The sequence below is a fragment of the Variovorax sp. WS11 genome (assembly GCF_010499245.1).
In the GTDB taxonomy this organism is placed as follows: domain Bacteria; phylum Pseudomonadota; class Gammaproteobacteria; order Burkholderiales; family Burkholderiaceae_C; genus Variovorax.
This window is the reverse complement of the sequence record NZ_JAAGOW010000001.1, coordinates 3,078,753-3,096,908: the sequence shown is the minus strand read 5'-3', so window position 1 is coordinate 3,096,908 and position 18,156 is coordinate 3,078,753. Positions and strand designations below refer to the sequence as shown.

18 protein-coding genes are annotated in these 18,156 nt (G+C 70.4%); 9 read left to right on the top strand and 9 right to left on the bottom strand.

The genetic code is table 11. The annotated features are described in order from the left end of the window. The first annotated feature begins 22 nt into the window (after window positions 1-22). The 4 genes from GXN78_RS15320 to GXN78_RS15305 are packed head-to-tail and all read left to right on the top strand — an operon-like array spanning window position 23 to window position 3,916. Window positions 23-1,069 (top strand): ABC transporter substrate-binding protein, encoded by a 1,047-nt coding sequence (locus GXN78_RS15320; RefSeq protein WP_106559294.1) that lies wholly within the window; start codon window positions 23-25, stop codon window positions 1,067-1,069. Next, complete coding sequence (locus tag GXN78_RS15315) at window positions 1,066-2,208, top strand: ABC transporter ATP-binding protein (RefSeq protein ID WP_239142723.1); 1,143 nt, start codon at window positions 1,066-1,068, stop codon at window positions 2,206-2,208. The genes GXN78_RS15320 and GXN78_RS15315 overlap by 4 nt, the downstream gene beginning before the upstream one ends. Further along, window positions 2,205-3,104, top strand: coding sequence for an ABC transporter permease (locus GXN78_RS15310; protein WP_106559293.1), 900 nt, complete (start codon window positions 2,205-2,207; stop codon window positions 3,102-3,104). Before GXN78_RS15315 ends, GXN78_RS15310 begins: the two co-directional genes overlap by 4 nt. Further along, the gene (locus GXN78_RS15305) at window positions 3,101-3,916 is read left to right on the top strand and encodes an ABC transporter permease (RefSeq protein WP_106559292.1); all 816 of its coding nucleotides are present in this window, start codon (window positions 3,101-3,103) and stop codon (window positions 3,914-3,916) included. The genes GXN78_RS15310 and GXN78_RS15305 overlap by 4 nt, the downstream gene beginning before the upstream one ends. Here GXN78_RS15305 and GXN78_RS15300 read toward each other — a convergent pair. Then, complete coding sequence (locus tag GXN78_RS15300) at window positions 3,852-4,655, bottom strand: hypothetical protein (protein WP_106559291.1); 804 nt, start codon at window positions 4,653-4,655, stop codon at window positions 3,852-3,854. The genes GXN78_RS15305 and GXN78_RS15300 overlap by 65 nt on opposite strands. 50 nt (window positions 4,656-4,705) lie before the next feature. Here GXN78_RS15300 and GXN78_RS15295 point away from each other — a divergent pair, with 50 nt between their 5' ends. The 3 genes from GXN78_RS15295 to GXN78_RS15285 are packed head-to-tail and all read left to right on the top strand — an operon-like array spanning window position 4,706 to window position 6,784. Then, entirely contained in the window at window positions 4,706-5,308 is a 603-nt protein-coding gene (locus GXN78_RS15295; protein ID WP_239142722.1) for a LemA family protein, read from the top strand. 7 nt (window positions 5,309-5,315) lie between these two features. Next, the gene (locus tag GXN78_RS15290; protein ID WP_106559290.1) at window positions 5,316-6,257 is read left to right on the top strand and encodes a TPM domain-containing protein; all 942 of its coding nucleotides are present in this window, start codon (window positions 5,316-5,318) and stop codon (window positions 6,255-6,257) included. 2 nt (window positions 6,258-6,259) lie between these two features. Beyond that, on the top strand, window positions 6,260-6,784 hold the full coding sequence (locus tag GXN78_RS15285; protein WP_106559289.1) for a TPM domain-containing protein: 525 nt from the start codon (window positions 6,260-6,262) through the stop codon (window positions 6,782-6,784). An 18-nt stretch (window positions 6,785-6,802) separates the two neighbouring features. On the opposite strand, the gene GXN78_RS15280 is transcribed toward GXN78_RS15285, so the two are convergent. The 6 genes from GXN78_RS15280 to GXN78_RS15255 form a co-directional block, all read right to left on the bottom strand. Beyond that, window positions 6,803-7,381, bottom strand: a complete 579-nt coding sequence (locus GXN78_RS15280; RefSeq protein WP_164255476.1) for a cyclic nucleotide-binding domain-containing protein — start codon at window positions 7,379-7,381, stop codon at window positions 6,803-6,805. Between the two features lie 19 nt (window positions 7,382-7,400). Then, window positions 7,401-8,069, bottom strand: coding sequence for a ligase-associated DNA damage response endonuclease PdeM (gene pdeM, locus GXN78_RS15275; protein ID WP_106559287.1), 669 nt, complete (start codon window positions 8,067-8,069; stop codon window positions 7,401-7,403). Between the two features lie 45 nt (window positions 8,070-8,114). Continuing rightward, window positions 8,115-10,700, bottom strand: a complete 2,586-nt coding sequence (locus GXN78_RS15270) for a ligase-associated DNA damage response DEXH box helicase (RefSeq protein WP_106559286.1) — start codon at window positions 10,698-10,700, stop codon at window positions 8,115-8,117. Continuing rightward, window positions 10,697-12,388, bottom strand: coding sequence for an ATP-dependent DNA ligase (locus GXN78_RS15265; protein WP_106559285.1), 1,692 nt, complete (start codon window positions 12,386-12,388; stop codon window positions 10,697-10,699). Before GXN78_RS15265 ends, GXN78_RS15270 begins: the two co-directional genes overlap by 4 nt. Then, on the bottom strand, window positions 12,385-13,425 hold the full coding sequence (locus GXN78_RS15260; protein ID WP_106559284.1) for a ligase-associated DNA damage response exonuclease: 1,041 nt from the start codon (window positions 13,423-13,425) through the stop codon (window positions 12,385-12,387). The genes GXN78_RS15265 and GXN78_RS15260 overlap by 4 nt, the downstream gene beginning before the upstream one ends. Before the next feature lie 79 nt (window positions 13,426-13,504). Next, entirely contained in the window at window positions 13,505-14,032 is a 528-nt protein-coding gene (locus GXN78_RS15255; RefSeq protein ID WP_106559283.1) for a DUF3617 family protein, read from the bottom strand. A 170-nt stretch (window positions 14,033-14,202) separates the two neighbouring features. Between GXN78_RS15255 and GXN78_RS15250 the strand changes: the two genes are divergently transcribed. After that, window positions 14,203-14,412 carry a DUF3606 domain-containing protein gene (locus GXN78_RS15250; protein ID WP_106559282.1) on the top strand — a complete coding sequence of 70 codons (210 nt, stop codon included), beginning with the start codon at window positions 14,203-14,205 and terminating at the stop codon, window positions 14,410-14,412. Window positions 14,413-14,421: 9 nt separating this feature from the next. Here GXN78_RS15250 and GXN78_RS15245 read toward each other — a convergent pair whose 3' ends face one another. Next, on the bottom strand, window positions 14,422-16,497 hold the full coding sequence (locus GXN78_RS15245; RefSeq protein ID WP_106559281.1) for an NAD(+) synthase: 2,076 nt from the start codon (window positions 16,495-16,497) through the stop codon (window positions 14,422-14,424). A gap of 75 nt (window positions 16,498-16,572) precedes the next feature. Next, on the bottom strand, window positions 16,573-16,815 hold the full coding sequence (locus GXN78_RS15240) for a hypothetical protein (protein ID WP_106559280.1): 243 nt from the start codon (window positions 16,813-16,815) through the stop codon (window positions 16,573-16,575). 231 nt (window positions 16,816-17,046) lie between these two features. Between GXN78_RS15240 and GXN78_RS15235 the strand changes: the two genes are divergently transcribed. After that, window positions 17,047-18,069: a tripartite tricarboxylate transporter substrate binding protein gene (locus GXN78_RS15235; RefSeq protein ID WP_106559279.1), complete on the top strand. Its 1,023-nt coding sequence runs from the start codon at window positions 17,047-17,049 to the stop codon at window positions 18,067-18,069. Window positions 18,070-18,156 lie beyond the last annotated feature (87 nt).

Sequence of the window (18,156 nt, the reverse complement as noted above, 5' to 3'; positions counted from 1 at the left end):
TCCGCCGCTCCAAGGACCCGCCATGCACACCCTCATCGATCGACGAGACCTCCTCCTTCGCAGCCTCGGCGCCGCCGCCGGCCTCGCGCTGCCCGCCCTGCCCGCCTTCGCCGCCTCGCCCCTGGTGGTCAACACCTACGGCGGCCGCTGGGAGAAGTTCTGGCGCAGCGACCTGCTGCCCATGTTCGACAAGACCAGCGGCGTGCAGCCCACGCTGGACGTCGGCCTGGGCAAAAACTTCATCGCCAACCTGCGCGCCGCCGGCATCGAGAAGCCGCCCTACAGCGTGCTGATGGTCAACGAGAACATCGCCAGCATGGTGCGCGGCGAGGGCTACTTCGAGCCCATTCCCGCGGCCAAGGTGCCCAACCTCGCCAAGGTCTACCCCAACCTGCGCAACCCGGGCGACAACGGCGTGCGCGGCATCGTGTCGACCATCGGCATCGGCTACCGCAAGGACCTGGTGAAGACGCCGCCGAAGTCCTGGACCGACCTCTGGAGCAACCCCGAGTTCAAGGGCAAGATCGGCCTCTACCAGATCGGCAACACGGCTGCCATGCTGTTCCTGCTGATGACCGCGAAGCTCTACGGCGGCTCGCAGGACGCGATCGACCGCGCCTTCGTCGAGATCAGGAAGCTGCTGCCCTTCACCCAGGCCGACTGGAGCGGCACGCTGTCGACCATGCTTACGCGCGGCGACGTGACGGTGGCGGTGATCGACTTCCCCGAGATCGTCGCGCTCAGGAAGAAGGGCGTGCCGGTCGAGATGGTGGTGCCGAGCGAAGGCGTGGTGGCCTTCGAGCAGTCCTTCAACATCCTGAAGAACGCGCCCAACAAGGAGGATGCCTACAAGTACCTGGACTTCATCCTGCAGCCCCAGGTGCAGGAGATGATGGCCCGGGAATTCTTCACCTCGCCCACCAACACCCAGGTGGCGCTGCCGGCCGCGATGGCGGCCGAGGTGCCGGTCAGCGGCAAGGCCATGGCGTCGATCGTGGGCTTCGACTGGAGCAAGGTCAATCCGCAGCTGCCGGCCATCACCGACCGCTGGAACCGGGAGATCAAGTGAGCGCGGTGCTGCGCGCCGATGCGCTGCCGGCGGCTACCGATGCGGCGGCCGCGAGCCGGCCGCGGCGCATGACGCGGCTCACGCTGCGCGGCCTGCGCAAGAGCTTCCAGGCGATGACGGCGCTGCATGCGCTGGAGCTGGACAGCGAGCCCGGCGAGTTCATCTCGCTGCTGGGCCCGAGCGGCTGCGGCAAGACCACCACGCTGCGCTGCGTGGCCGGCTTCGAGCAGCCCGACGAGGGCGCGGTGCTGCTCGACGGCGAGGACATCACCGGCCTGCCGCCGGAGCGCCGCGACATCGGCATGGTGTTCCAGAACTACGCGCTGTTCCCGCACCTCACGGTGCGGCGCAACCTGGCCTTCGGCCTCGAGATGCGCGGCATGCCCCGGGCCGAGATGGCTCGGCGCATCGACGCAGTGCTGGCGATGGTGCAGCTCGCCGACAAGGCCGAGCGCTACCCGCGCCAGCTCTCGGGCGGACAGCAGCAGCGGGTGGCGCTGGCACGCGCGCTGGTGATCGAGCCGCGCCTGCTGCTGCTCGACGAGCCGCTGGCCAACCTGGACGCGGTGCTGCGCGAGGACATGCGCGTGTTCATCCGCGAGCTGCAGCAGCGCGTCGGCATCACCACGCTCTACGTCACCCACGACCAGGCCGAGGCGATGGTGATGTCGGACCGCGTGGCCGTGATGCTGGGCGGCCGGCTGCAGCAGTTCGACCGGCCCGAGGCGATCTACCTGCGGCCGCGCAGCGCGGATGTGGCACGCTTCATCGGCCGCTCCAACCTCATCGAAGGCCGCGTGCAGGCCATGCAGCCGGCGGCCGGCGCCTACCTGCGCTACCGGGTCGAGACGCCGCTGGGCCCGGTCGAGGCCGACCACGACCAGCCGCTCGCGCCCGGCGCGCCGGTGCAGGTCGCGATCCGGCCCGAGGCCATCCATTTCGATGGCGCCGGGCCCTACCAGGGGGTGGTGCACACCAGCTACTTCCTCGGCAGCAGTGTGGAGCACAACGTGCAATGCGGCACGGGCCAGGCGCTGCTGGTGCAGACCGCGCCGGGCCGGCGCCTGGCCACCGGCGCGGCGAGCGGGATGCGCTTCGAGCCGGGGCATGCCTGGATCGTCGCGGAACTTGTCCAATGAGCAGCCTCGCGTCCACCGTCGCCGCGCCGCAGGCCGTGCGGGCCGGGCCGCGTGGGCGCCGCGCCTTCTGGCTGATCGCGCCGGCCCTGCTGCTGATCGGCGTCTTCCTGGTGCTGCCCTACCTCAACATCGTGCTCATGAGCCTGCGCCCGCCGGCCGTGGGCGCGCCCTACGGCGCGGGCTTCACGCTCGCCAACTACGGCCGCGCGCTGACCGACCCCTACCTGCTCGGCGTGCTGGGCGACACGCTGCTGCTCGGCCTGACCGTGACGCCGATCTGCCTGCTCCTGGGCTACCCGGTGGCCTACCACCTGGCGCGCACGCGCTCGCGCTTCGCCGGCGTGCTCTACGTGCTGGTGCTCTCGCCGCTGCTGGTGGGGGTGGTGGTGCGCAGCTTCGGCTGGCTGATCCTGCTCTCGGGCAACGGCGTGATCAACCGCCTGCTGCTGGACCTCGGCGTGGTCGAGACCGGCCTCGCGCTGATGAACAACCGCTTCGGCGTGACGCTCGCGCTGGTGCACGTGTTCCTGCCCTTCATGATCCTGCCGCTGGTGGGCGTGATCCAGAGCATCGACCCCTCGCTCGAGCAGGCGGCGCGCTCGCTCGGCGCCTCGCGGCCGAAGGTGTTCCGGCGCGTCGTGCTGCCCCTGTCCTGGCCCGGCATCCAGGCCGGCACCATCCTGGTCTTCGTGCTGGCGCTGAGTGCCTACGTGACGCCGGTGATGCTGGGCGGCGCGCAGGTCAAGACGATGTCGGTGCTGGTGGTGCAGAACCTGATCGACAACTTCCAGTGGCCCGCCGGCGCGGCGCAGGCGCTGCTGCTCACTGCCTGCGGCGTGGCCGCGGTGGCGCTCTACGCGAAGCTGACGGGTCGCTTCATGAAGGGCTTGGCATGAAGCGCACGGCACCGCTTTCCGAACGCATCGCCAACGGCGCCGGGCTGCTCTATGTAGGCGCCGTCTACGCCTTCCTGCTGCTGCCGATCGCGATCATCGTGCTGATGTCGCTCAACGCGGGCGAGTTCATGAGCTTCCCGCCGCAGGGCCTGTCGCTGCGCTGGTTCGGCGCCCTGTTCGCCAACGAGGCCTTCATGCGCGCGATCCGCAGCTCGCTGCTGCTGGCGGCGATCGCGACGGCGATCTCCTCGGTCATCGGCATCGCCGCGGCGCTGTACGTGGTGCGGCATTCCACGCGCCTGCGCGAGCCCCTGCGCATGCTGCTGATGATGCCGCTCATGCTGCCCGAGATCCTGACCGCCATCGCGCTGCTGTTCTTCCTCTATGCCACCGGCATCGGCACGCGCACCCTGTTCGGCCTGGTCGTGGGCCACGTGCTGGTGACCCTGCCCTACGTGTTCACCAACGTGGCCTCGGCGCTCTACAACCAGGACGCCTCGCTGGAGCAGGCGGCGCGCAGCCTCGGCGCCTCGCCCTGGCGCGCCTTCCTGCGCGTGACGCTGCCTCTGATCAAGCCCGGCATCGTCACCGGCGCGCTATTCGCCTTCGTGATCTCCTTCGACCTCTTCAACATGTCGCTGCTGCTCAAGGGCATCGGCATGACCACGCTGCCGCTGCAGCTCTTCGACTACCTGCGCTGGGACTTCGACCCGACCGCGGCCGCAGTCTCGACGGTGAGCATCGTGCTCACGCTGGCGGTGGTGCTGTGGGTGGACCGGACGGTGGGGCTGCGCTCGCTGCGCTTCGGCTGAGCCAGCCCTCGGCCACCGCCTGCAGCGCGCCCTGCGCCGCCTGCCACACCAGCTCGGGCGCGGCCACGTGCACGCCCGGCGGCGCGATGCGCAGCGCCACGTCGACCAGCTCGGCCACCTTGCCGGGGCGCACCGGCTGCTCGCTGGCCGGCACCATGAAGCGGGCGATGGACAGCATCCAGGCCGCCAGCCGCTCGGCCGGATTGGCGAAGCGCCCCGCGGCGGGCTTGCGCGCCGAGCGCACGATGATCACGCGCTCGAAGCCCAGCGCCACCACGGCCTCCTCGTCGAGGCTGGCCAACCCGCGCTTCAGCGCCTCGGGCAGGCGGCCCTGGTCGTGCGGCTGCACGACGGCCAGCGTGCGCACGCCGCAGGCCTTCAGCCAGCTCGCGAGCACGGGCAGCTGCGCCGGCTCGGGCGTCCACAGTGCGCGCTCGCGGTCGTAGTAGAGGCGCGGCGGCTCGAACGAGACCAGCGCGGCATCGGCCGCCGTGCGCGGCCATTGCGCGATGTCGGGGCCCGGGGCCAGCAGGGTCTCGACGCCGCGCAGCCCGTCGCGGATGGGCTCGCGCGCCAGCACGAACGTGTGCTCGAAGCGATGCCGGCCCGCCAGCCGCCGCACCAGTTCGTGTCCCAAGGCCCCGGTGGCGCCGGCGATCAGCAGCGTGCCTTCGTCGCGGCGCACCGGCGGGGCCGCGCGGTTCGCGGCCTGCAATGCCTGGAAAGGATCGACCGCCATCGGCCTATGCTAACTTCGCCTCTTCGCAAGAACGACGAAGAGGCTTCGACATGAAGATCGTGCAACGCTGGCTCCTGGTCCTCCTCGCGGCGCTCGCGCTCTCGGGCTGCGGCTACAACGACTTCCAGCGCCTCGACGAGGCCAGCAAGTCGGCCTGGAGCGAGGTCCTCAACCAATACCAGCGCCGCGCCGACCTGGTGCCCAACATCGTGGCCACGGTCAAGGGCGAGGCCAACTTCGAGCAGGAGACGCTGACCAAGGTGATCGAGGCGCGCGCCAAGGCCACCTCGATCCAGGTCACGCCCGAGACGCTCAACAACCCCGAGGCCTTCAACAAGTTCCAGCAGGCGCAGGGCGAGCTCTCCAGCGCGCTATCGCGCCTGATGGTGGTGGCCGAGCAGTACCCCAACCTCAAGGCCAACCAGGCCTTCCGCGACCTGCGCGTGACGCTGGAGGGCACCGAGAACCGCATCACCGTGGCGCGCAACCGCTACATCCAGACGGTGCAGGAATACAACGTGCTGGCGCGCAGCTTTCCCACGAACATCACCGCCAAGATCTTCAGCTACGACCCCAAGGCCAACTTCAGCGTGCAAAACGAGGCCCAGATCTCCACGCCGCCGACCGTCGATTTCGGCGCCCCGAAGAAGTAATCCCTCAATGACAGCCGCCCGCATCCGGCGCGCGCTGGCAGCCCTCTTCCTGATGGCTTGCGCGCTGGCGGGCGCGTGGGCCCAGGACCTGTTGCCGGTGCCGCCGCTCGGCGCGCGGGTGATCGACCAGACCGGCACGCTCGACGCCGCCCAGCGCGAGGCGCTGGAGGCCAAGCTGGCCGCCTTCGAGCAGCAGAAGGGCTCGCAGATCGTGGTGCTGATGGTGGCGACCACCGCGCCCGAGGACATCGCGAGCTTTGCCAACCGCGTCGGCAACACCTGGAAGATCGGCCGCAAGGAGGTGGGCGACGGCATCCTGGTGATCGTCGCCAAGAACGACCGCAAGATGCGCATCGAGGTCGCCAAGACGCTGGAAGGCGCGGTGCCCGACATCGCCGCCGGCCGGATCATCGACTCCGCGATGAAGCCGCGCTTCCGCGAGAACGACTTCGCGGGCGGGCTCGATGCGGCGGCCGACCAGCTGATCGCGCGCGTCAAGGGCGAGGCGCTGCCGGAGGTCGATGCGAAGAGCGGCGACTTCGGCGGCGGTCAGGAGCAGCAGGGATTCGACTGGGGCGACCTGGCCATCTTCCTCTTCTTCGGCGTGCTGATCGGCGCGCCGATCGCGCGCGCCATCCTCGGCAAGGTGCTGGGCCCGGTGGCGCTGGGCGGCGTGACGGGCGCCGTCGTGATGGTGCTCACCGCGAGCCTCGTGGTCGCGGTGCTGGCCGGGCTCGCGGCCCTGCTCTTCACGCTGCTGTCGAGTGCCTTCGGTGCCGGCGCCGGGCGGCGCGGCGGCCGCGGCGGCGGCTGGGGGCCGGCTGCCGGCGGCCTGGGCGGCGGACTCGGCGGCGGAGGCTGGAGCGGCGGGTCTTCTTCATCCGGCGGCGGCTTCAGCTCGGGCGGCGGCGGCGATTTCGGTGGCGGCGGCGCCTCGGGAGACTGGTAGCCATGGCCACCCCATCCTTCTTCTCCAAGCTGCTGCGCCTGTGGCGCCATCGCTGGATCGATGCGGCCGACGTGCGGCGCGCGCTGCCGCCCGAAGCGCTGCAGCGCCTGGGCGCCCGCGTCGCAGCCAGCGAGCGCCGGCACAGCGGCGAAGTGCGCATCTGCATCGAGGCCGGGCTGCCCTGGTCCTACATCCGGCGGGGGGCGGCGGCGCGCGAGCGCGCGATCAACATGTTCGGCAAGCTGCGCGTGTGGGACACCGCAGACAACAACGGCGTGCTGATCTACCTGCTGATGGCCGAGCACGCGATCGAGATCGTGGCCGACCGCGGCATCGACGCGCATGTGAGCGCCGAAGAGTGGGCGGCGATGGCCAAGCGCATGGCCGCGGCCTTTCGCGAGGGCCGCTTCGAGGACGGGATCACGCAGGCGCTGGAGGAAGTCTCGGCGCTGCTGGTCGCGCACTTCCCGCTGGCCGAGGGCGAGCCCGACCGCAACGAACTGCCCGACGAGCCGGTGGTGATGTAAGGGCGCAGGACGACGGGCTCAGCGCCCGACCTGCTCTTCCAGCAACCGCCGGTTGACCGCATGGACCGCGTCCAACTCCAGCTGCAGTGCGCGCGACACCTGCGACAGCGTGCGCATGCGGCGGTTGCCCTCGCGCAGCCGTCCGGCGAGCACGGCGGAGATGCCCAGCATCATCCGGGCCGCCACGGTCGGATGGCGGTCGATCAGGCCCAGCAGCGCCTCGCGCGAGAGCACACCGAGCTTGACGTCCGTGAGCGCCGTGCAGCTGGCCGAACGCGGGCCGCCATCGATCACGCCCATCTCGCCCAGCAGGCTGCCGGGGCCGACCACCGTGATCACGACTTCGCCATCGGGGATGCTGGCGCTGCTCACGGCCCGGAGCTGGCCTTCCAGCACCAGCACCATGTAGTCGTTGTCGTCTGCGTCACCCTCCTCGAACAGCAGCGTGTCGGCCAGCACATGCAACGGCTTCATGACGTCGATCACGACTTCCGCTTCGCCGCGGCGCATGCCGGCCAGAGGGGCGGCTTGCACCATCAGATCGATGGCGTGTTCGCGCAGGTCGTTGCGGCGGGGAGGCGTGGGGGCTTGTGGCATGAGGAAGAAGATGTGGATCTCAGTTCGGCAAGGGCCACACGGCATCGCCGCCGATGCCATAGAAGCGTCGGCCCGGCACAGCCTCCATCAGCCATCCGCCGGTGAATTCGCCGAAGGCCGGCAAGATCAGGCGCCGTTCCTCGCGCACGAAGCAGGGCATGCGCAGGCTGTCGCGTCCACTGCCCTGCAGCTTGCAGACCGGATGGAGGTGGCCGCCGAGCACGAAGTGCGTCGGATGGGGCCGGGGGTGGTGGCAGGCGGCGAAGGGGCCGGTCAGATAGGGCTCGTCGACGACGTCGAAGGACAGCGAGTGCGGCGGATCGCCGGCACGGGCGTCGTGGTTGCCGCGTACCAGCGTGCAGCGCAGTCCTGCGTTGCGTTCGCGCCAGGATTCGAGGTTTGCCAGCAGTTGCGGCGTGCGCGCCTGCGCGTCATGCAGGAAGTCGCCGAGCACGACGAGTTCGCGAGGCTGGTGCTGCCCGATCAGGTCGTCGAGCCGGGTGAGGTTCTGCGCGGTGGTGCCGTGCGGCACCGGTTGCCCCAGCGCTCGGAAGCTGGCCGCCTTGCCCAGGTGAAGATCGGCGATGAAGAGCACTTCGCAGGAAGGCCACCAGACCGCCCGCTCGGGCAGGAGTTCGATGGATTCGCCGGCAATTTCGAGCCGGCAGGATGGGGATGCGGCATGCACGCGTCGAGTGTCCGTTAAGCCAGCGCCGCAAAAACTCGCAAATTGTCACGCCGCACCCGCGCGTCCGGGACTTTTTCCGCGGCCGCGGGAAGTCCGGCGCACTGCGCCTTGCTGCATGCCGGCCTCACCGTCTTCCACGGGTTTCTCGAAGGCCAGCGTCTTGCGCACGCGCTCCGGGTCCGCCGCCTCGGCGGTGCCGCCGGCGGCCTGCTCCAGCTGCGCGACCATGCGGGCGATGCGCTCGGCGGCGCTCTCGTTCGACAGCTTCTCGCGAAAGAGCTCCACCATCAGCGGAAAGGCGAAGGGTGTGGGCCGCTGCGGCGTCTGCAGCAGCAGCCGCTGCGAAGCCATGCGCGCCAGGGCGGCGCGCAGGCGCCCGATCTCCAGCTCCTGCGCGAGCAGTTCCTCCTCGGCCTGCTGCAGCAGGCGGTTGGCCGGGTCGTACTTGCGGAACACCTCGTAGAACAGCGAGGACGAGGCCTGCAGTTGCCGGCTGCTGCGCCGCTCGCCGGGATAGCCCTGGAAGATCAGGCCCGAGACGCGTGCGATCTCGCGGAAGCGCCGGCGTGCCAGCTCGGTCGCGTTGAGGGAGGCGAGGACCTCGTGCAGCAGCTGCGCCTCCTCCACCGGCGCCAGCACCTGCGGCAGCAGCGCGGGCCAATCCACGTCGGCCGCGCAGAGCAGCTCGAAGCCGTAGTCGTTCACCGCGATCGAGAAGGTGCGCGGCTGGTGCTGCGCGACGCGCCACGCGACCAGGCTGGCCAGGCCCAGGTGCACCAGCCGCCCCGCAAAGGGATAGAGGAAGAGATGCCAGCCCTCGCGCGTCTTCAGCAGCTCGGCCAGCAGGGTGTCGGGGGTGGGCAAGGCTGACCAGCGCTGCTGGATCTCGAGCAGCGGCCGCACGCATTGCAGTTCGGGAGTGTCGTAGCGGCCCTCGTTCGCCAGCGCCAGCTGCCGGACGACGGCATCGGCCAGGGTGCTGGTCAGCGGCATGCGCCCGCCGTTCCAGCGCGGCACGGAGGGCTTGCGGCCGCTCGCGCGCCGCACCCAGGCCGTCATGTCGTGCACGCGCACCAACTCCAGCAGCCGGCCGCCGAAAAGGAAGCAGTCGCCCGGCTTCATGCGGGCAACGAAGCTTTCCTCCACGCTGCCGATCCTCGCGCCGCGCAGGTACTGCACCGCCATGCTGGCGTCGCTGACGATGGTGCCGATGTTCATGCGGTGGCGGCGCGCCAGCCGCGCATCGGGCACGCGCCAGACGCCCTCGGCGTCGGGCACCACGCGGCGGTAGTCGGGGTAGGCCGTGAGCGAGGGCCCGCCCTGCGCCACGAAGTCCAGGCACCACTGCCAGCTCTCGCGGGACAGCCCGGCATAGGCGACGGTGCCGCGCACCTCCGCATAGAGTTCGTCGGGCACGAAACCGCCGCCGAGCGCGACCGTGACCAGGTGCTGCACCAGCACGTCCAGCGGCTGCGCCGGCGAGCGGCGCTCCTCGATGCGGCCCTGCGCCACGGCCTCGCGCGCGGCCGCGCCCTCCACCATCTCGATGCTGTGAGTGGGCACGAGCGTGATGCGCGAGGGCCGCCCCGGCGCGTGGCCCGATCGGCCGGCGCGCTGCAGCAGCCGTGCCACGCCCTTGGGCGAGCCGATCTGCAGCACGCGTTCGACCGGCAGGAAGTCCACGCCCAGGTCCAGGCTGGAGGTGCAGACCACGGCCTTGAGCGCACCGGACTTCAGGCCCAGCTCCACCCACTCGCGTACCGCGCGGTCCAGCGAGCCGTGGTGCAGCGCGATCTGCCCGGCCCACTCGGGCCGCGCCTCGAGCAGCGCCTGGTACCAGATCTCGGACTGGGAGCGCGTGTTGGTGAAGACCAGCGTGCTCGCGCTGGCGGCGATCTCCTCGATGACTTGCGGCAGCATCGTGAGACCCAGGTGCCCGCCCCACGGAAAGCGCTCGGCACGCCCGGGCAGCAGCGAGTCGATGCGCAGCTGCTTGGGCACGTCGCCCTGCACCAGCACGCCCTCGCCGCCAGCCAGCAGCGTGCGCATCGCCTCCTGCAGGTTGCCCAGCGTAGCGGACATGCCCCAGATGCAGAGGTCTGGGTTCCAGCGGCGCAGCCGTGCCAGCGCGAGCTGCACCTGCACACCGCGCTTGTTGCCCATGAGCTCGTGCCATTCGTCGGCCACGACCAGGCGCAGCGAGTTCAGCACCTCCTTCGCATCGGCGCGCGCGAGCTGCAGCGAGAGGCTCTCGGGCGTGGTGACCAGCACCGTCGGCAGGCGCAGGTTCTGCGCGCTGCGCTCGGCCGAGGAAGTGTCGCCGCTGCGCGCGCCGGCGCTCCAGTCGGGCTGCAGGGCGTCGAGGGCTTGTTGCAGCGCGCGCAGGGTGTCGGCGGCGAGGGCGCGCATCGGAGTGAGCCACAAGACGGTCAGCGGCGGCGCGGTCTTGCTCCTGGTCGTCGTGGCGAAGGCCTGCAGCGCGCCGAGCCAGACGGCGTAGGTCTTGCCGGCGCCGGTGGTGGCGTGGAGCAGGCCGGAGCGGCCTTCGGCGAGGGCTTGCCAGACTTCGCGCTGGAAGGCGAAGGGCGCCCACCCACGCGATGCAAACCACTCTTGCGCGCTCGTCTTCATGTCGATGGCGATGCGGCCGCTTCCGGCAACAGCGCCGCCAGCGTCTGCAAGCTGTCCGCCTCCTCCACCGGCTTGTCCTCGCGCCAGCGCAGCATGCGCGGAAAGCGCACCGCGATGCCGCTCTTGTGGCGCGTGCTGCGCGCGATGCCCTCGAAGCCGAGCTCGAAGACCAGCGTGGGCGTCACGCTCCTCACCGGCCCGAAGCTCTCGATGGTGGTGCGCCGGATGATCGCGTCGACCCGCGCCATCTCGGCATCGCTCAGGCCCGAGTAGGCCTTGGCGAAGGGCACGAGCTTGCGCCCTTCGACCTCGGGCGGCGCATCCCACACCGCGAAGGTGTAGTCGCTGTAGAGGCTCGCGCGCCGGCCGTGGCCGCGCTGCGCGTAGACCAACACGGCGTCGACCGACAACGGGTCGATCTTCCACTTCCACCACAGACCCACGTCCTTGGTGCGGCCGACGCCGTAGGCCGCGTGGCGCTGCTTGAGCATCATCCCTTCCACGCCCATGGCCCGCGCGGACTCGCGCTGGCGCGCGAGGTCCTGCCAGCTCTCGCCATGCAGCATCGGACTGGCGATCAACGAGGGATGCTGCGCGGTCGCGACCAGTTCGTCGAGCAGCACGCGCCGCTCCTGCTGCGGCAGCGCGCGCAGGTCGCGGCCTTCCCATTCGAGCAGGTCGTAGGCCAGCAGCACCACGGGGATCTCGCGCAGCAGCTTGGGCGTCAGCGTCTTGCGGCCGATGCGCTTCTGCAGCTCGGCGAAGGGCTGCACTCGACCCTCGCCGTGAGGCGAGGTCGAATCCCTGCGCCACACCACGATCTCGCCGTCCAGGACCGTGCCCTCGGGCAAGGTCCTGCCCATGTCGGCCAGCTCGGGGAAGCGGTCCGTCACCAGCTCCTCGCCGCGCGACCACAGGCACACCTGGCCGGCGCGCCGCACCAGTTGCGCGCGGATGCCGTCCCACTTCCACTCGACCAGCCACTGCGAGGGCGGACCCAGCACCGCGTCGAACTGATCGAGCGGCAGCGCGAAGGGATGCGCGAGGAAGAAGGGGTAAGGCTGCCCGCTGGTCTGGCGGTCCTGCTCGCCGCTGCTCTCGGGCGCGATCAGCGCGGCGAAGTCGGCCGCGCCGGGCCGGCCCGCGATGTGGGTGTAGCCCATCAGGCGTTGCGCGACGCGCTTGGGGTCGAGCCCGCTGATCGTCGCCAGCACCTGCGTGACCTGCAGGCGCGAGACGCCGACGCGGAAGGCGCCGGTGATGAGCTTGAAGTAGACGAGGCGCTCCTCCGGCGCCAGCTGGTGCCACTGCGCGCGCAGGGCATCGGAGAGCTGCTCGGGCGGCATCCCGCGCAAAGGCAGCAAGTGTTGCTCGAGCCACGCCGCGAGGCCCAGGTCGTGCGCTTCGGTGGGCGGCGGCAGCAGCAGCGAGAGGGTCTCCGCCAGGTCGCCGACCGCCTCGTAGCTCTCGTCGAACAGCCACTCCGGCAGGCCGGCAGCCTGCTGGGCCAGCAGCCGCAGCAGTTTGGTCGGCACCAGTTGCCGCGGCCGGCCGCCGGCCAGGAAGTACACGGCCCAGGCCGCGTCCTCGGGTGCGGCGGTCCGGAGATAGCGCTGCAGAGCCGCCTGCTTGACGAGGTTGGAGGTGCTCGCATCGAGTTCGCGGTACAGCGCGGCAAATTGCTTCATGGCCCGGCCGCTTCCCCTCGCCGGGCGTCTCCATCGCCCTCCATATCCTCATCGCCGTACTCAGTCCGAAAGGCCCGCGCATCCAGCCCGCTCTCGCTCAACCACCGCACCATCACCGCCACGCTCCCATGCGTCACGAACACGCGCTCGGCCCCGGTTCCGGCAATGGCCTGCTGCAACCCCGCCCAATCCGCATGGTCCGACATCACGAAGCCGCGATCCACGCCGCGCCGCCTTCGCGTCCCGCGCAACTGCATCCAACCGCTGGCAAAAGCATCCGAGTACTGGCCGAAGCGCCGCATCCACGGCGTGCCCGCAGCCGAGGGCGGCGCCAGCACCAGCGCGCGCTTCAGCAACGCCGCATCCACGCCCGGATCGCTCACCCGCAGCGTGGGCGGCAGCGCCACCCCGGCCGCGCGGTAGACCGCGTTCAGCGGCTCCACGGCCCCATGCACCACGATCGGCCCGATGCCCGCGTCCACCCCGTGCAGGATGCGCTGCGCCTTGCCGAAGGCGTAGCACAGGAGCACCGAGGCGCGCCCCTGCGCCGCGTTCGCGCGCCACCAGTCGTCGATCTCGGCGAAGAGCGCGGCCTGCGTCGGCCAGCGGTAGATCGGCAGGCCGAAGGTGGATTCGGTGATGAAGGTGTCGCAAGGCACCGGCTCGAAGGGCGTGCAGGTGCCGTCGGGCTCGGTCTTGTAGTCGCCCGAGGCGACCCACACGCGGCCTTCGTGCTCGAGCCTTACCTGCGCCGAGCCCAGCACGTGGCCGGCCGGATGCAGCGACAGGCGCACGCCGCGATGGGCGATCGCCTCGCCGTAGGGCAATGTCTGCAGGATGATGTCGCCGAGCCGCGCGCGCAGCGTGCCAGCGCTGTCGTCGTGGGCCAGGTAGTGCCCATGGCCCACGCGTGCGTGGTCCGAGTGCGCATGGGTGATGACGGCGCGGTCCACCGGCCGCCACGGGTCGATGTAGAAATCGCCAGGCGGGCAGTACAGGCCTTCGGGGCGAGCGATGACGAGGTCTTCGGCAGGCATGGGCAGGTCATGCTAGCCCTGCCGTACCCGGCGCGCCTGTAGGCCCGGGTCGCGCGCAATGCCCTGGGGTTTGGCCGTCCTACTTGCCGCGCGCTGCGGGCATTTCGAGCAGGTTCATCTTCATGCCGTTGGGCAGCACGACGTCGCCCGGCTTCTGGCCTGCCTTGCAGGGCCCGACCCACTTGGCCTCGATGACCGCCGTGCCTTCGCTGCGGCCCATCATCGGCGGGCTGTAGGTCGAGCGGCTCTCCATGCGGTAGGCCGTGCCGAAGTCGCCCGTGACCACCGCATGCGTGGTGGCGGTGCTGGTGCCGATCTTGCAGACGGAGTCGATCACCATGCGGCCGGACTCGTTGCGCATATCCTGCTTCGAGCAGTTCTGCCGCTCCATGCCGTTGCCCATCTCGCGCATCGCCTTGTCGGTGGCGGCGTCGATGCATTGCTGGGTGCTCATCGCGGGCGTCTTGGCGCCGCCGTCGCCCTGGATCGTCATTTCCCAGAGGCCGGGCTTGCGCGCGGGGTAGTCCATCGCGCTGGCCGCGCCGGCCAGCAGCAGGCAGACCGTTGCCGCGGCGGCGTTCCGGGGGGTGCGGGCGAAAGTCGTCATCGAGGGCTCCGAAGAAAAGGTGCCGCTTTCTAACCCGTCCGCCGCGCCGGCGAAATAGCACGATCGGCCTGTTCGGCGGGCAGGCCGGATGGCTGATCTCCTACATCGCCGCGAAGCCGAGGCTCCTAGGGTGGGCGTCCCACGAAGCACAAGCACCCAGGAGCGAAGCCATGAACACCCCGGCAGCCGGCGCGCGCAGCGGCGCTCCGCCCGAACGCATCGACATCAGCAGCGCCCGCGAGCTCGACAAATGGTCGCGCCGGCTGGACGTGACGCACGACCGGCTGCGCGAGGCCGTGCGCGCCGTCGGCAGCCGCGCGGCCGACATCGAGTGGCATCTGAGGGGGAGCCGCGGCACGCCCCGCACGGCGCGGGGCTGAGCGCACAAGTCAGGGGGTTGGCACGCGCTTCAGGTCTTCCAGCCACACCTCTGCTTCCGAATCGCTGGGCGCACGCCAGTCGCCGCGCGGCGACAGCGAGCCGCCCGAGCCCACCTTGGGCGCGTTCGGCACGCAGCTGCGCTTGAACTGGCTGGTCTTGAAGAAGCGGAACAGGAAGGTGCCGAGGTGGCGCTTGATGTCGGCCAGCCCGTACTCGTTGCGCGCCTTCTGCAGATCGTCGGGCCAGCGGCCGCGCGCGCGGTCGCCCCAGGCCGCATGCGCGAGGAAGGCGACCTTGCTCGGCCTGAAGCCGTAGCGCAGCGTGTAGTAGAGGTGGAAGTCCTGCAGCTCGTAGGGGCCGATGGTGTCCTCGGTGCGCTGCCCGGGCTGGTTTGAAGCGCCCTCGCCGGCCGCCGGCGCATCTGCGGGAATCAGCTCCGGGCTGACCTCGGTCTCGAGGATGTCGCGCAGCACGGAGCTGCCCTCGTCGCCCAGCAGCTTCGTGGTCTCGACCCAGTGCACCAGGTGCTTGATCAGCGTCTTGGGCACGCTCGCGTTCACGTTGTAATGCGACATGTGGTCGCCCACGCCGTAGGTGCACCAGCCGAGCGCCAGCTCGCTCAGGTCGCCGGTGCCCACCACGATGCCGCCGTGGAAGTTGGCGAGCCGGAACAGGTGGCTGGTGCGCTCGCCGGCCTGCACGTTCTCGAAGGCGATGTCGTACTGCGGCTCGCCCTGCGCGAAGGGATGGCCCAGGTCCTCCAGCATCTGGCGGCAACTGGGGCGGATGTCGATCTCGCGCGCGGTGCAGCCGATGCTGGCCATCAGCCGGTGCGCCTGCGCCAGCGTGCGGCCGGTGGTCGCGAAGCCGGGCATGGTGAAGCCGAGGATGTCGGAGCGCGGCTTGCCCAGCCGGTCCATGGCCTGGGCGCACACCAGCAGCGCGTGAGTGGAGTCGAGACCGCCCGAAACGCCGATCACCAGCTTGCCGATGCGGGCCGCCTCGATGCGCTGCACCAGCGACTGCACCTGGATGTTGAAGACCTCGCTGCAGCGCGCGTCGCGCGTGGCCGCGTCCGAGGGCACGTACGGGAAGCGCGCCACCTGGCGCAGCAGGCCGTGCGGCACCTGCGACGGCACCGGCAGTTCGAACTCGACGGTGCGCCAGCCCGCCAGCGCCTCGCGGTGCTTGTGCACCGAGGTACCGAAGCTGTTCTGCCGCATGCGCTCGCGCGAGAGGCGTTCCAGGTCCACGTCGGCCGCGACGAAGTGCGAGCTGTTGCGGAAGCGCTCGCTCTCGGCCAGCATGTCGCCGCCCTCGTAGATGAGCGCCTGCCCGTCCCAGGCCAGGTCGGTGGTCGACTCGCCGATGCCGGCCGAGGTGTAGAGATAGGCCGCCAGGCAGCGCGCCGACTGCAGGCTCACCAGCCGGTGCCGGTAGTCCGATTTGCCGATCGTGATGTTCGAGGCCGAGAGATTGACCAGCACCGTCGCGCCCGCGAGCGCGGCATAGCTGGAGGGCGGGATGGGCACCCACACGTCCTCGCAGATCTCCACGTGCAGCTTGAAGAGCGGCAGCTGGCGCGACTGGAACAGCAGGTCGGCGCCGAAGGGGATGCGCTGGCCGCCGAGGGCGATCTCGGTCGCGAGCGCGGTGTCGGCGCCGTTGAACTGGCGGCCCTCGTAGAACTCGCCGTAATTCGGCAGGTAGGTCTTGGGCAGCACGCCCAGCACCCGGCCATCGGCCACCACCGCGGCGCAGTTGAAGAGGCGATGGTCCACGCGCAGCGGCAGGCCGACCACGGCCACCGCGCCGATGTCGCGCGAGGCGGCGGCAATTTCCAGCAGGGCGCGCTCGCAGGCATCGAGCAGCGCGGCCTGGTGGAACAGGTCGTCGCAGGTGTAGGCCGAGAGGCCCAGCTCCGGGAAGGCGACCAGCACGGCGCCGTCGGCCGCGGTCTCGCGGTACAAGCGGAGGGTTTCTGCGGTGTTGAACACCGGGTCGGCCACCCGGTTGCGCGGCACCGCCACGGCCAGGCGGACGAAGCCGTGGGTGTAGGGGTTGAAGAACTCGTGCTCGGTCATGGCCGGATTGTGGCCTCACGGGGCGGATGCCGCCGGCGCGCTTCCAGGCCGGCCCTTCGACGCACGGTTCCTACCTCACTTCGAGGCGCCGCCCTTGCGCAGCGCCGGGTCCTCGCCCTTCGCGTGCGACTTGCCCTCCTGCTCGGCCTTCTTCATCGCCTCGGCCTCGGCCTCGCTCTTTGGACGCGCATCGCGCGCCGCCTGATCGACCTTGCCCGACTGCACGAAGTCGGTGGTGGCCTTGTCGTAGCGGCGGGTGGCGTCGTAGTTGCCTTCGCCCTGGAGGTCGGGGCTCTTGGGGTCTTGCGGCTTGCTCATGCGGATCTCCTTTCAGGCTCGTGGAGGGCCTACCCTACGAAGCCGGGCCACGACTCGGCGAGCGGCGGACATCGACGCCCGGGATCGGACAGGCCGCCGAGATACGTAGGAGCGCACCGACGTCGCGCCGCAAGGCCCCACGCGGCATGGCGTTGCCGCCCTTGTGGCGCGTCCGGCGCACTCCTATGATGGCCCCCGCAGACCTTGCCATGCCAAGGTCCGGAGGAGAACATGATGCCGATCGCGCCCGATGTCTCTCTGTCGCGCCGCAGCGCCCTGTTGCAACTTGGCCTCGGCGGCCTCGGGGCCGGACTGCTGCCCGACTTCGCCCACGCCCAGGGTGCCTGGCCGACCAAATCGGTCACGCTGGTGGTGGGCTATCCGCCGGGCGGGCAAACGGACTTCGCGGGGCGCATCCTCACCGCCGGCATGCAGGCCAGCCTGGGCCAGCCGGTGGTGATGGACAACAAGCCCGGCGTCAACGGCAACATCGCGACCGACTACGTGGCGAAGTCCCCGCCCGACGGCTACCGGCTGCTGGTGGGCAACGGCAGCAACATGGTGCTGAATCCGCACACCTACCGCAACACGCCGGTGGCGGACCCGCTGAAGATGGTGCCCATCGGCCTGCTGCTCACCTCCTCGCTGATGCTGGTGGTGCCGGCCAGCCTGCCGGTGAAGGATCTCGAGGGCTTCATCGCCTGGGTCAAGGCGCAGGACAAGGAAGGCAAGACCGTGGACTACGCCTCGGGCGGGCCGGGCAGCCTGGTGCAGACCACGATGGAGCTGTTCCGCGAGCGCATCGGCAAGCCGAAGATGAGCCATGTGCCCTACAAGGGCAGCGCGCCGGCCATGACCGACCTGATCGCCGGCCGCGTGCCGTGCATGTTCGACGCCTCCTCGGTGGTCGCGCCCTTCCTCAAATCCGGCCAGCTCAAGGCCCTGATGGCCACCGGACCGAAGCGGGTGCCGGCCTTCCCCGACGTGCCCACGGCCACGGAAAAGGGCATCAAGGACTTCCAGGTCATCTCCTTCATCGGCCTGTACGGGCCACCCGGCTTGAATGCGGACGTCGTGAAGAAGGTCAACACCGCGATGAACAGCGCGCTCAAGGATCCGAACGTGCAAAAGACCATTTCCGATCGCGGCGACGATGCCGGCGGCGGCACGCCCGAGCAGCTCGGCGCGCTGACGAAGGACTACTACGCGCTGCTGGGCAAGGTGGTGAAGGACAACGACATCCGCGCCGAGTAGGGCTGCGGCCGCGCGCCGTGGCTGCGCCTAGCCGCGCCCGAGCGGGCGGCGTGACGGAAGCTCGCGCCCATCGATGACGCTTCGAAT